12 protein-coding genes are annotated in these 13,159 nt (G+C 69.2%); 8 read left to right on the forward strand and 4 right to left on the reverse strand.

Annotated features, from left to right (window positions below; all coding sequences use genetic code 11):
• The first annotated feature begins 80 nt into the window (after nt 1-80).
• Together OHS81_RS14555 and OHS81_RS14560 are read left to right on the forward strand one after the other, a co-directional pair.
• Nucleotides 81-617 carry a hypothetical protein gene (locus OHS81_RS14555; protein WP_328385205.1) on the forward strand — a complete coding sequence of 179 codons (537 nt, stop codon included), beginning with the start codon at nt 81-83 and terminating at the stop codon, nt 615-617.
• 73 nt (nt 618-690) lie between these two features.
• Nucleotides 691-1,260 carry a YcaO-like family protein gene (locus OHS81_RS14560; protein WP_328391161.1) on the forward strand — a complete coding sequence of 190 codons (570 nt, stop codon included), beginning with the start codon at nt 691-693 and terminating at the stop codon, nt 1,258-1,260.
• A gap of 80 nt (nt 1,261-1,340) precedes the next feature.
• Here the strand turns inward: OHS81_RS14560 and OHS81_RS14565 are convergent, their stop codons facing one another.
• Entirely contained in the window at nt 1,341-2,021 is a 681-nt protein-coding gene (locus OHS81_RS14565) for a TetR/AcrR family transcriptional regulator (protein WP_328385206.1), read from the reverse strand.
• 105 nt (nt 2,022-2,126) lie between these two features.
• Here OHS81_RS14565 and OHS81_RS14570 point away from each other — a divergent pair, with 105 nt between their 5' ends.
• The 4 genes from OHS81_RS14570 (at nt 2,127) to OHS81_RS14585 (ending at nt 7,868) form a co-directional block, all read left to right on the forward strand.
• Complete coding sequence (locus tag OHS81_RS14570; protein ID WP_328385207.1) at nt 2,127-3,572, forward strand: amidase; 1,446 nt, start codon at nt 2,127-2,129, stop codon at nt 3,570-3,572.
• A gap of 592 nt (nt 3,573-4,164) precedes the next feature.
• The gene (locus tag OHS81_RS14575) at nt 4,165-5,757 is read left to right on the forward strand and encodes an FAD/NAD(P)-binding protein (protein WP_328385208.1); all 1,593 of its coding nucleotides are present in this window, start codon (nt 4,165-4,167) and stop codon (nt 5,755-5,757) included.
• Nucleotides 5,757-7,157, forward strand: a complete 1,401-nt coding sequence (locus OHS81_RS14580) for an MFS transporter (protein ID WP_328385209.1) — start codon at nt 5,757-5,759, stop codon at nt 7,155-7,157. The genes OHS81_RS14575 and OHS81_RS14580 overlap by 1 nt, the downstream gene beginning before the upstream one ends.
• 198 nt (nt 7,158-7,355) lie before the next feature.
• A complete protein-coding gene (locus OHS81_RS14585) occupies nt 7,356-7,868 on the forward strand; it encodes a hypothetical protein (protein ID WP_328385210.1) in 513 nt (170 codons plus the stop codon).
• Between the two features lie 188 nt (nt 7,869-8,056).
• On the opposite strand, the gene OHS81_RS14590 is transcribed toward OHS81_RS14585, so the two are convergent.
• Nucleotides 8,057-8,794, reverse strand: coding sequence for a CPBP family intramembrane glutamic endopeptidase (locus OHS81_RS14590; RefSeq protein ID WP_328385211.1), 738 nt, complete (start codon nt 8,792-8,794; stop codon nt 8,057-8,059).
• A 191-nt stretch (nt 8,795-8,985) separates the two neighbouring features.
• On the opposite strand from OHS81_RS14590, the gene OHS81_RS14595 reads away from it, so the two are divergent.
• On the forward strand, nt 8,986-9,561 hold the full coding sequence (locus OHS81_RS14595; RefSeq protein ID WP_328385212.1) for a TetR/AcrR family transcriptional regulator: 576 nt from the start codon (nt 8,986-8,988) through the stop codon (nt 9,559-9,561).
• Nucleotides 9,562-9,852: 291 nt separating this feature from the next.
• On the opposite strand, the gene OHS81_RS14600 is transcribed toward OHS81_RS14595, so the two are convergent.
• Nucleotides 9,853-10,860, reverse strand: coding sequence for a hypothetical protein (locus OHS81_RS14600; protein WP_328385213.1), 1,008 nt, complete (start codon nt 10,858-10,860; stop codon nt 9,853-9,855).
• A gap of 7 nt (nt 10,861-10,867) precedes the next feature.
• Nucleotides 10,868-12,178 (reverse strand): MFS transporter, encoded by a 1,311-nt coding sequence (locus OHS81_RS14605; protein ID WP_328385214.1) that lies wholly within the window; start codon nt 12,176-12,178, stop codon nt 10,868-10,870.
• 368 nt (nt 12,179-12,546) lie between these two features.
• On the opposite strand from OHS81_RS14605, the gene OHS81_RS14610 reads away from it, so the two are divergent.
• On the forward strand, nt 12,547-13,149 hold the full coding sequence (locus OHS81_RS14610; protein WP_328385215.1) for a GNAT family N-acetyltransferase: 603 nt from the start codon (nt 12,547-12,549) through the stop codon (nt 13,147-13,149).
• Nucleotides 13,150-13,159 lie beyond the last annotated feature (10 nt).

Genomic DNA, 13,159 nt, shown 5'->3' on the forward strand with positions numbered 1-13,159 from the left:
AGCGGACGTGACGAACGCACAGATGGCTCCGCGGCGGGGCCCGGGAAAGGGCGGACCAGGAAATGCAGAGAGTTGTCTATATGCAGGACCGAGACGACGGCCAGCGGATGAAGGACGTCGTCTATGTCCATCCGCCCAGCTACAAGGGCGAGGAGTTCCCGAACCCCGCCGGACTGCCGCGTCCCGTGGTGGGCGGGCTGCCCTTTCCCTGGGTCACCCCCATGGCGGACGGTAAGCCGCTCTTCCGTGAGATCGAGCGGGTGAAGGCGGAACTCTGCCGCCGGCTGTGGGGCTGCCAGGTCTGCGGGAACGACCTCGACAGCACGGCCTGGGTGGCGCTCAAGGAGCCCGCGGAGGGTTCGGCGGTGGTCTCCTCCGCCGCCATCCATCCCGCGTGTCTTCGTCTGGCGGTGCAGTACTGCCCCGTGCTCGGCGACCCGGCCATGGGCTATGCGTTCACGGAGGTGTACGAGGACGACATCGTCGCCGTGACCGACGAGTCACCGGACCGCAACGACCGGGCACCGGCGGCCCGCTGGCATCTGCGTCCGGCCGCGGAGACCTCCCGGCCCGACCGGGTCCGTACGTTCCATTCGCTCTCCGATGTGCGGGGCTGAATCCTCCGCAGCCTGCGCAGTCTCCGCGGCCCCGGATACCGGAGGAGAGCCCTGATTGCCGGCCCGCGACCGGGTGAATCCGATTCAATTCACTCGCGGAAGCCGCTTGCTCGTCGACCCCACGACGATTCGGGATGAGCATCTGATCTCGCTCCTTGACCGACTGGACCGCGCCGGGGTCGATGTGCAAATCGCCTGCCTCCCGAACCGGTTCGGGGTGCCGACTTTCACCGTGTTGATCTGGTCGCCGCTCTTTCCTGTCGTATGTGCCGGTTCAGGCACACACATGGATGCGAACGTCGCGCTGTCCAGGGCGGTGACCGAGGCCGCTCAAAGTCGTCTCACCGAGATCAGCTCCACAAGAGATGACATACCGTCCGGCTTCGAACTTTCGAGAGATGCCTCTGCGGCCCCTGGCTTTCGTCCCCACCACGAAGGCATCGATTTCGTGGACGCCGTACGTGGCCAGGGCGGGGACTTCGACGACATGGAGTGGGAACTCAAAACGGTTGTGGGGCGAGTCAACGACGCCGTGGGCCACGAACCCTTGGTCGCCGATCTCTCGACACAGCCCGATCCGTTCAGTGTCGTGCGCGTGGTCTGCCCGGGGCTCGCCTATGCGGAGGGGCGCACTCTCACCTAAGGGCTGCCCCCGTGGTTCCCGGAGCCGCGGTGTGGTCGGCGGTGTCGGTCAACGGTCCGCAGGCCACCACCCCGCCACGGTCAGACCCGCCCTGCCCCCGGATCCCGGCCCTCGCCCTCCCCCGGCTGCTGCTGCTGCTGCTGCGCCAGCGTGGTCCAGGAGCGCAGGAGCAGGTCGAAGGCGTCGACGACGACGTCGTCCTGGATGCCGGCAGGGGCCAGCAGGCGCTGGATGAGCAGGCCGTCCTCCAGGGCGTGGACGATCAGGGCGAGGAACGCGGGGTCTGCGGGCGACTCGACCCCGCGGGCGGCGAACGCCTGCTCCAGGCCGGCGGCATGGGCGTCGCGGGCGAGGAGTTCCCGTTCCGCGAGCAGCGGCCGCAGTTCCTCGTTCCGCAGCGCGTGCAGGACGAGCTCCATGCGCAGGGCGAGCCATGCGGGCAGGTGCCGGGCGCGGTCGCGGTTCCAGGCCCGGAGCTTGTCGAGGGCGTCGGCGAAGGAGGTGGCGCCCTGGGTGAGAGCGCCGACTTCGTCCAGTTCGCGGCGGGTGCGGCGCTGCAGCAGCTCGGCGACGAGGGCGTTCTTGTCCTCGAAGTTCCCGTAGAAGGCGCCGCGGGTGTAGCCGGCGCGCTCGGCGATCTGCTCGACGGAGGTGCCGTTGACACCGCGTTCGGTGAACAGCTCGGCGGCGGCGTCCAGCAGGCGGCCGCGGGTCTGCTGCCGGCTCTCTTCGCGGGTCAGGCGCTTGCGTTCGGGTGTCACGACGGCATCCTACGGTGCACCCGGCCCGGATATTCAGTTCTGTATCCAAATACAGACCTGTATCTTCAATCTGAATCATCACTGACAGAGCGAAGGGAGGGCCCGATGGGGACGACCACGGAACTGTGGGCACTGAAGGCGTCGGAGCTGGCGGAGCTGGTGGGTCGGGGAGAGGTGTCGGCGGCGGAGGCCGTTCAGGCGCACCTGGAGCGGATCGCCGCGGTGAACCCGCAGGTGAACGCGGTGACCCGGCTACTGGAGGACAGCGCACGGCAGGCGGCGCGGGAGACCGACCGGCGCCGGGCCGCCGGGGAGCGGCTGGGCCCGCTGGCCGGGGTGCCGTTCACGGTGAAGGAGAACATCCACGTCGCCGGTTCGGCGACCACGCACGGCGTGCCGCACTTCCGCGACTGGGTGGCGCCGTCGGACGCACCCCCGGTGCGGCGGCTGCGCGCGGCCGGGGCGATTCCGGTCGGCCGCACCAACATGCCCGACCTGGCGATCGCCGGAGTGCACACGGTCAGCCAGCTGTTCGGGGACACCGTCAACCCGTGGGACCCACGGCGCACTCCCGGCGGCACCAGCGGCGGCGATGCGGTCGCGGTGGCGACCGGCATGGCGCCCCTGGGCCTGGGCAACGACTCCGGCGGGTCGGTGCGCAACCCGGCGACGTTCAACGGCGTCGCGGGGCTGAAACCGAGCTACGGACGGTTCCCGGCCGACCACCGGATGAGCGATCACGAGCCGGTCCTGGGCCACCAGCTCTTCCCCGCGGACGGGCCGCTGGCCCGGTCGGTGGCGGATCTGCGAGCGGCATACGAGGTGCTGGCGGGCACGGACTGGCAGGACCCGCGGGCGGTCCCGGCGCCGCTGTACGGACCGCGGCCGGACGCGCCGCTGCGGGTCGGCGTGGTGATGGACCCCGGCGGCCACGGTGACGTCCACCCGGACGTGCGCGCGGCGATCGAGGCGGCGGCCGCCGCCCTGGAGGATGCCGGGCACCCGGTCGAGGAGGTCGAGGTGCCACGCCTGCAGGACGCCCTCGACGGCTACGACGCGCTTCTGCGGGCCGAGTTCAGCCTGGCCTGGCCTATGCTCAGGCGGCTGCTCACCGACGACAGCGCCCGCCACATCGAGCTGGACATCCAGCGCCACCCGGCCGTCGGCCTGGAGGAGTACCTGCGGCAGACCGGGGTGCGCCTCGGCGTCCAGCGCGCGTGGGCCCGCTTCTTCGAGCACTGCCCGCTGCTGCTCGGGCCGGTGTCCACGCAGCCGGCACCGGAGCCGGTGATACCGCGGACCCCGGAGGAGCGCGACGCGATGATGTCGCCGATGCGCCTGCTGACCGCCACGACGTACGTGGGGGTGCCGGCCGTGGCCGTGCCCACCGGTCTCGCGGCCGGACTGCCGCAGGGCGTCCAGGTCGTGGCGGGGATGTACCGCGAGGACCGGTGCCTGGACGCGGCACAGCGGATCGAGGAACGCCTGGGCGTGCTCACGCCGCTGGACCCGCGCGCCCACCGGACCGACGGAGACCGCCAGGTCGACTGAGACCACCAGACCGACGGAGAGGAGAACTGGCAGAGAGGAGAACTGGCAGAGAGGAGAGCTGACGGGAGTGGGGAAGGCGCACTCCCGCCGAAGGGCCCGCGGCAGCCGGAGAGGCCCGGCCGCACGGAAGCCCAGGTTCCACTCAGATGGTCAACTACCGCCCCTGCACTGCAATTTGGCCATAAGTGGCTCAGAAGCGCCGCAATGACATCTTTGAGCCACCTGGACCGCCCAAATTCGGATGGCGATCGACGATCAGCTGCCTAGAATCAGCCACATCGGCCGGTCGCCCGCCTGGCCGATGCCGTGCACCGGTTCCGGGGGAGAACCACCGGGGTGCCGCCGTTCCTGGAATGGCGGCACCCAATGACGTGTGCGGAGAACCACTGCGGGCGGGGTGCGCCGTCATCTCGGCACCTGGGTACGGAAGGACCGGGCCGGCGAACGGGCCGGCGCGACCGTCCGAGAACAGCCCCGTACTCCTTGCTTCATGGAACCCACCGGCCCCCACCGGCCTTGATCGGGAGGGACGCCCGTGGCGCGCCGTCGCGATCGCCGACCTGCTGCTTTTCATGATCTGCTGGAGGCCTCTGTGACATCTCGCCCCGTCATCGCCGTTATAGGCGGTGGTGCCGCCGGAACCGCCTTCCTGGCCGCCTGCGCCCGCGAACTCTCCGCCGACAGCCGGGAGTTTGCCGCGGACATCCATGTCTTCGACCCGACCGACCGGTTCGGTCCGGGCGTCGCCTACGCACGGGACACCCACGCCGCCCTGTTAAACCGTCCGCTGTCGGCGATGTCCGTGGACTACAACGATCCTGGCCAGTTCCGCCGATGGCTCAATCGCTCCGCGGAGCAGCTGCGTTCCACCGCCATCCCGCTGGACTGGAAGGCCGCCTCGGCCTTCGCCCCCCGCGCCGCCTTCGGCCACTACCTGGAAGGGGTTTTCGCCGGGGCGTGCGACGACCTCGAACACCTCGGCGCCCGGGTGACGACCGTGCGCAGCTCGGTCACGGAGATCACCGAGGTCACGGAGGCCACCGGGGTTGCCGGAGCCGCCGGGGTTGCCGGAGCCGCCGGGGTTGCCGGTGCCTCCGAAGGTCCGGACGCCTACGCCATCACCACCGCTGACGGCATGACCTTCACCGCCGACAGCGTGATCCTGGCAGTGGGAACGCTGCCTCCCGTCGACGTTTTCGGCCTGGCCGGCGCACCGGGTTTCATCGCCCAGCCCTATCCACTGGCACCGTCACTGGCCTGCGTGGATCCCGCGGACCGGGTACTGGTCCTGGGCACGGGGCTGACGGCCGTCGACAGCGCGCTCGTGCTCACCGAGCAGGGCGTTGGGGTCACCCTGGCCTCCCGCTCCGGCTTCGTACCGGATGTGAGGTCCAGTCCGGTATCGCGCTGGGACGGTCCGGAACACTCCTTCGGCGGCCTGGAACTCGCCTCCCGGGGTGCGGTGACGCTCCGGGACATCTACGCCCTCATCGATTCCTCGCTCCGGGACCACGGCACCAGCCTGCGGGACGCGGTGCGCCCGTACGCGGAGCGGTGGCCCGCGGCGGAGCTGCTGCGGTCGCGGCTGGCGGACCCCGGCCCCGCCGCCCTGCTCCAGCGCTGCGTCACCGCACTCACTCCTGCGTACTCCGCGCTCTGGCGTGCGCTGCCCCCAGGGGAGCAGCGGGCCTTCCTGCGAAGACACCACCGTGCCTTCGCCTGCCTGCGGAACCCCATGCCGCCGGTGAACGCGCGCAAGCTGGTCGCTCTCGCCGAGGCAGGGGACGTCAGCTTCCGGCGCGGCGTCACCGCGGTGCGCAGGGAACCGGGCGGCGGCTTCACGGCCGCGTTCGCCGACGGCTCCACCGAGCGGTACGACCGGATCGTCAACGCCGTCGGCCGCACCAACGACCTCACCGCCGCACCCGAAGGCTCCCTTCTGCGGGACCTCGCGCGCCGGTCCCTGGTGGCCGCGCACCCGGCAGGGGGCATCCAGGTGGAACCGGAGAGCAACCGTGCGCTCCGTCCGGACGGCACCCCCCGGCCGGGCTTCCATGTGGTCGGCGACCTGGCCTCGGGCGTCCACTTCCATTCCAGCTCCATGGAGTACGTCGCCCGGCAGGCGGCGCGGGTCGCCCGGTACAGCGTCGACGAACACGACCGGTACGCCCTGCAGGCGGTCTGATGACCGACATCCGCCTCTCCCGGGGGCTCACCCTGTGCCTGATGTCACTGGTGTGTGTGCCCCAACTCGCCCTCGCCGCCTTCGTTCCGGCCATCCCGCAGATCGGGGCCCACTTCGGCGCGGGCGAGTCGGACCTCAGCCGCTCGATGGTCGGCTACATGGCGGCGTACGCCCTCTCCATGCTGGTCACCGGCCAGCTGGCCGACCGGTACGGAGCGAAGCGGACCCAGCTGGCGGCCCTCGCCCTGTTCGCGGGCGCCTCCGCACTCTGCCTGCTGGCCCCGAACGTCGCCGTCTTCATCGCCGGCCGGGTCCTCCAGGCCCTGGGCGCCGGCGCGGGTACGGTCATCGCCCGGCTCTGGGTGCAAAAGGACCTGCCGCAACGGGAACGGCTCAATGTGCTCACCGCGCTCACGACGGTGATCGCGGTGACCCCCGCCGTCTCGCCGCCGCTCGCGGGCCTTCTGGTGCAGTACGCCTCGTGGCGCGTGCTGTTCGTCTGTATGACGGCGGTCGGTGTCGCCACCCTCGTGGGCGCACTGTTCCTGCTGCCCTCCGACGAGCCGCGCAACAGACCGCAGACGCCCGCCGGACGGCAGACGACGGCACCGGGACCGGCAGCGGGACCAGCACCAGCAACAGCGACGGAACCCCCGCCCCACCCCTCCCCCGAAGGCCCCCTCACCGCGTACCGGCGCATCCTCGGCAACCGGGACTTCACCGTGTTCGCCACCGCCATCAGCCTCGCCTGGTGCGCGTACTTCACCTTCACCACCTACTCCAGCCACGCCATCCAGGTCGGCCTCGGTGCCTCCCCCGTCGAGTACGGGGCCCTGTACACGCTGGTGATCGCCGGTTACGTGACCGGGAGCAGCGTGGCCAAGCGCCTGGGCCGGGTGCGCTCCCTGGAGCTGGTCGCCCGGCTCGCTTCCTCGGTCGCGGCGGCCGCGGCGCTCGTGATGTCCGTCAGCGTGCGGATCTGGCCGGACGAGCCGCTGAGCCTGGTCGTCCCCATGGCGTTCTGCATGGTGGGAGTCGGGGCGATGTTCCCGACCTGCCAGGCCGGAATGATGCGCTACGACGGACCACACGCAGGCGCCGCCTCCGGCTTGTTCTTCGCACTGCAGATGGCCTCCGGCGCCGCCTACACCGGAGTGACCGGACTGGGCGGTGACCCGGAGTTCCCAGGACTCGCGGTGGCCATCGCACTGCCCGCACTCGCCCTGATGCTGGTATGCGCCGCCCTGATGCGCTCTGCCGCGGAACGGTCACCGCAAGGACCGGCGGACGCGCCGCGCCCGGTGCCCGAACGACAGCCGGCCGCGGAACCCGAGCGGACACCCGGACAGCCGGAGGCATCCGCGACGGCGGCAGTCCACCACGAGAAACAGGGCTCCTGACCGGCGGCGCCACACCTCGACGAAGGCCGGCACCGGACACATCCGCGTTGCTCAAAGAGCACCCGACCACGACACGTCGCGTCGTGGTCGGGTGCTCCCGCAACCGCTCCCCCACTCCCGGTCGCCACGCACACAAGCCTGCCGCCCATCGCTGAATCCGGGACCCACCGAAGTCAGCCGGCCCGTAGGGTCGCCTGCATGGGTGCCACGACAGCCGCCATGATCACTGCCATCGTCGGAGTGCTCGGCACACTCCTGGCGCCCTTGGTCGCCCAATGGGCGACGAAGCGCCAGCGCGCGCAGGAGCGCCAAACCGAGGAGAGCAGGCGGCTCTTCGAGGAACGACGTGCCGCGTACACCGCCATGAACCGAGCCTCCCGCCACTTCCACACCATGCTGAAGGACGCCCTGCACCGCTTGCGGGACGGGGTCTACACCGGCGACGACCGTGCCCGGGTCGAGGAGGCACGGCGGGACTACCGGGACCGCTACGCCGAGGCCCAGATGATCGTCCCCGAAACGGTACTCACGGCATCCCGCGAGCTGAACGTCGTCCTGGCCGGAATAGACGCCACTGCCAAGCGGATCGATCGCGGCCTCTCCAGAGAGGGAGAAACCGCCGATCAGGCACTCCTCGACCTGAAAGCCGCCGAACCCGCCCTCACCACCATGCGCCGGATCATGCGCGAAGACCTGGGCGTGGCCGACTGACCTGAATTCGCTCCAGCACACCCAGCACACCCAGCACTCCGAGCACGCCGAGCACGCCGGAGTGGCGGTCCCCTCCTACGTGCCCCGAGCGAGAGTCGGCCACTTGGCCATCGACCGATGAGCCGCTCCAGCAGGTGCTTGTTCGCGCACATGCGCCCCGTGCCAGGGATGACCGCAGGATCGGTTGCTCAGGTGGCGGAGAGTGCCAGGAGTGCGGGCAGGAGCACGCTTATTCCGTTGTTGACGGCGTGGACGCACACGCCGGGCCACACCGATCCGGTCTTGCGCAGCAGGAGTGCGGAGGTGGCGCCCACCACGAAGGCGATGGGCAGGATGACGTTCAAGCCGTGTGCGAGGGCGAAGATCGCGGAACTGGCGATGACGCCGACCCAGGGGCCGTAGCGCCCGAGAGCGTTGGCCAGTACACCGCGGAAGGCGAGCTCTTCGCCGATCGGGGTGGCGATCGAGCCGGAGAGGAGCGTGAGGGCGAACGAGAGTGCTCCCCCGCCGGCGGCGGCACGGTAATCACCCTGGGGGTTGCTGGTATCGCCGGAGAGGTGGACGTAGGCGATCGACACCACGATGTTCAGAAGGTATGCGCCCGCCCCGAGTCCGGCCCCGAGCAGGAGCCATTTCCAGGCCACTTGTCGCAGCCCGAACGCGCTCAGGTCCCGGACGCGGACGATGACGGCGGTCCCGAACGCACCGAGGCCGGCCAGCGCGGACACCGCATAGCCCACGACCCCACGGGCGACGGCCTGCTCGTCAGGCATCGAATCGAGCACGGCGATACCCGCGGCAACGAGTACGACGTACGTCACCGCCGCGACGGCGATCTCGGGCCATCCGGGCCGCTTCCTGGTGCGCGCCGGTGGTGCGACAGGCGGCGCCGCCGCGGGGACAGGGCTCAGGCGTTCGTTCCACATGGTGTTTCCCGTTCGTGGTCGGGCGGTGAGCAGTGAGAAGTGCAGGTGGCAGAGTCAGTGCGCGAGCACGTCCGCTCCGAGGGATGCGAGGGTGGCGACGACCGCTCCCGGACTAGTACGCCGTACCGGCACACCGTACCAGTACATCGTGCCAGTACGCCGTACCTAGTACGGCGTACTACTATGCGCACATGTCGAGACGGGATGAGATCATCGAAGCGGCGCTCCGGCTGGCGAAGGCCGAGGGCATCGGCACCCTGAGCGTGCGGGCGGTCGCGAACGCGACAGGCATCGGGCCGACGACGTTGCGCCACTACTTCCCGTCCCAGGCCGAGTTGCGCCAAGCTGTCGCGGTCGCGATCGTCAGCGGGTCTCTCGACGACCTGGCCATCGCGGACGACACGCGTGAGCCGGTCCAGCGGCTGTACGACTGCCTCCTGCAGTTCCTTCCCCGGTCCGAGCACCAGGAGGCGGAACTGGGCGGCTGGTTCGAGTTGCTCCGGCTCACCCTGGGCCCGGAGCCCCTCCCGGCGGTACGCGGGCTACTGGAGAGCGGGCACCGCTCGTCCGCGCAGGTGCTCCAGCGGTGGCTCGGAACGCTCGCCGACCAGGGGCACGTGGTGCCCGACGATGTCGACACGCACGCCACCCGCGCTCTCGCGCTGATCGACGGGCTCCATCTGAACCTCCTGATCGGCCCCGAGCGCTTCAACCTCACGGCGGCGAGGGAAGCCCTCCGGTGGTTCGCCGAGCGCGTGATCACGTAGCTTCAGGGGCCGACAGACCTGTGGCTTATCGCGGGGTCTGCCGGGATCCGCAGACGCCAGAAGCCCCGGGCCATCACCCACCGGCCCGGGGCTTCCTCCCTGTTCACGCTCAGATTCCGTACGTACGAGGCCGAGAGCTGTCGAGTAGCAGCGAGATCCACTGAGAGTGATCTTGCAGCTCAACGGCCCCATGCTTGACATCCTTGCAGGTCAGCGGCCTGCGAGGGGAATGCGCGTCAAGCGAAGGTCGTCGGTTCGAATCCGACAGGGGGCTCCCCGCAGGGGCATCCCTCAAGGGCGCACGTGCGCGTACAGATCGCACACGCCGTTCACAAAGCCCTCGGCCGACAGGTACTTCTCGGCCAGCAGGCGCACATCACGGCGGTCGGTCCGCAAGGCGTTCCGGACGTCCGCCATGATCTGCGTGGCGTCCTGACCGCAGTACGCGCCGGTGAGGTTGTAGTGCATCAGGGCGTCGACGTTGTCCTCGGTGACGAGGCCGGCATAGCCGTAGCCCGCGCAGATGGTCGGTATTCCCGTCGCCATCGCCTCCATGGCGCCACGGCCGAGTGAGACGACCACGTCCATTTCGCCCAGCAGGTTCGGTATGGAGTGGCAGGGCACGTGGTTGATCAGAATGATCTCGCTGCCGAAGCGGTCGCTGATGTCCCAGAAGCCCGGTCCGTCGCCGGCCGCGTAGACGAGGAGACCGGTCCGGTCGAGGTTCTCGATGACCTGGCCGACCAGTGCCTCACGTCCCGAATCCATACGGCAGTAGACGAGCACCCGGGGCCGTTCCGGAGTGCTCGCGCGGGAGACCTCCGGGAAGCGGTCCAGATCCACGCCCTGACGGACCAGTGCCGCCTTCCCCGCAGGGAGATATGCCTCCTGAAGGGTGCGCGCGTTCTCCGTCATGCAGAGGAAGCGTTCGCAGCGCGAGACGACGTAGTCCGACGAACGGCGCCCCGGATGGTGCACGATCCGGAAGGCGGGGACCGTGACAGGAAACTGACGGAGCATCAACTCGGCGTCCTCGTCGACGAGGATCAGGTCGGTCTCGTCCGACGGCCCGATGTCCTCGGTCACGGAGATCGAGTCCATGTCCCTGAGCATCGGCGCAAGGGGGAAGTTGCGCAGTTCGTCGACCACGAGGCGGACGTCGTGCCCCTCCCGGCCCATGACTCGGAGCAGGTCGAGGATGAAGCTGTGCTGGCCGTAGGTGTGGTACCGCCCGCCTTGCTTGTGCTTCCCGTCGTAGATCGAGTTGGAGCCGGCAGCGAGCAGATAGGTTATGTGCACGGTGTCCTCATGGATTGTCCTGTGCCGGCCGGACTGTGGCAGTGCCGACCAGGGTTGCCGTTGGTCTCGGAAGTACAAGTCGGAATCCCGTGTCGGTGCGCGTGACCGACAGGGCGCGGGCCATCACCAGGGCGATGCCGAGGACCAGCACGGTGACGGCCACGGCGCCCCCGCTGAGGCCGAGGACTACCCGGGGTCCCCAGAGACGTGCCAGCCAACCCGACGTCAGCGTGCCCAGCAGCCAGCCGACTCGGTAGACCGACAGGTAGAGCGCCAGCACACGACCGCGGAGTTCGGGGTCGGTCCACAGTTGCGCCAGAGTGAGGAGGGCGGTTCGCAGGACCACGGATATCACTCCGATCGGGAAGAGGACCGCGATCAGCGTGACGACGGTCGGCATCGCCCCGGCTGCTGATTCCAGGACACCGAGCAGCAGCGTGCCGACCAGCACGGTGCCGAGCGCGGGCTTGGCCCGCCACATGGCGCAGGCTCCGGTGAGCGCACCGACCGAGATGGCGGTCAGCAGCGTGCCGTAGGTGTCCGCCCCCTTCCCGAGCTGGTCCGACAGGAGCAGCAGCAACGGCGGAAGGCTGGTCGCGAAAACGCTCACCACCGCCGTGATGGCCAACAGCAGGAGGAGATCGCGCCGCGGTGCGAGGTAGCCCACGGCGCGCCACAACTGTGCCCGCTCCTTGGGTGCCTTCTGCCGCTCGTGCAGTTCTCCGGGCCGCATGAAGAGCAGTGCCGCGATGACCGCGACGTAGGACACGGCGTTTGCCGAGATCACTCCGGCCGTGCCCAGCCATCCGATCACGGGCCCCACCAGCGCGGCCCCCACGACCACCGAGAGGTCCAGTATCGCGTTGTTGATGGTGATCGCCTGGCGCAGATGACTGTCCGCCGCGATCTCGGACACGAACACCTGCGTGGTGGGCACCCCCACCGCGTTCACGGCACCCACGAGCAGAGCGCTGACGACGAGTTGCCACACGGTGAGCGCGTTGTGCGAGGCCAGCAGGCCGAGCACTGCCGACAGGACCCCCAGGGCCGCGCTGGTCCCGATCAGTACGGGACGCGCGGGCAGGCGGTCGGCGACAAAACCGCCGAACGGCCCTGCGACCAGCATGGCGAAGATGGGCGCGGCGGTGACGACTCCGAGCACAAAACCGTTGTGGCTCAGTCGCAGCGCGATCCAACCCAGCGCCACCACCTGCATGCTGGAGCCGATCTGGGATATCAGTTGGCCGATGAAGAAGAGCCTGCTGTTCCGGAAAGAGAACAGACTGCTCCTCTCCGTTCCCGGCCGCTGCGAACGCATACTCACCACAGTCAGGCGGCGGTTATTTGGAGCAGATCGCGCATTGCCCGGGTGGCTCTCGCTTCGCAAAGACGGGAGGAATCGCGGACGGTGGCGGTGAATGCGGGGCGAGTTGCGTGCATGGTTCCTCAGGCGTCGGGAGACTCCGGTCATCGAGGGCGCGTCGGCAGCCTCGCCTGTTCTCACGGATTCCAGCGCCGGTAGGTTCCATCCAAGCGCGTTAAGTTTTGGCAACAACGCGTTGAAGCACGCGCGTTGGCCACGACCGCCTTGCATCGGGCAATGACCTGACGGTCCGTCATGCGCAAGGTGTCGTCCGCCCAGGCATAGACTGCCCATCGGCGGATGCTTGGCCGTAACCTGTCGCCATGTCGTTCACGCACCATCTCCATCAGACACGCAAAGCGTTTTTCCCACTCGCACTGCCCGATATCGACGCCGAAGTGACCGTCTGCACCGATGCCGCTCACTTCAGGGCAGAGACCGGACGGATATACGACAGCGTCTTCCCGGAATCCGAGCGGTCCTTCGTCGTACCGCCGGAACGTCGCGAGGCGGTCGATCGGATTCGCGCGCAGCGCGGGGACATACACCGGGAGTACCTGCTGCTCCGGGACGGCCAAGGGGCCGTGGCCGGCTGGCTGACCGGGGAGGTGGAGGACCACGAGACGTTCTACGTGCGCACCGTGGGAATCGTTCCCGAGTATCGCCACACCGGAATCACCGAGCGTTTCTACCCTCATTTCCTCGGATACATCAAGGCATTGGGGTACGAACGGCTGACGTCCCAACACCACCCGAACAACAGGGCCATCATCATTCTGCAACTCCGCGCGGGATTCACCATAGAGGGCTACAACGTCGACGAACGGTGGGGCCCGCAGGTCAAGATGGTGCGCTATTTGCACGACGACCGTGAGGCCGAGTTCCACCGGCGGCTTCGGCTTCCGGTGTACGACCGGAGGCGCTGAGTGTTGACGC

It is taken from the genome of Streptomyces sp. NBC_00400 (genome assembly GCF_036048035.1).
Taxonomy (GTDB): domain Bacteria; phylum Actinomycetota; class Actinomycetes; order Streptomycetales; family Streptomycetaceae; genus Streptomyces.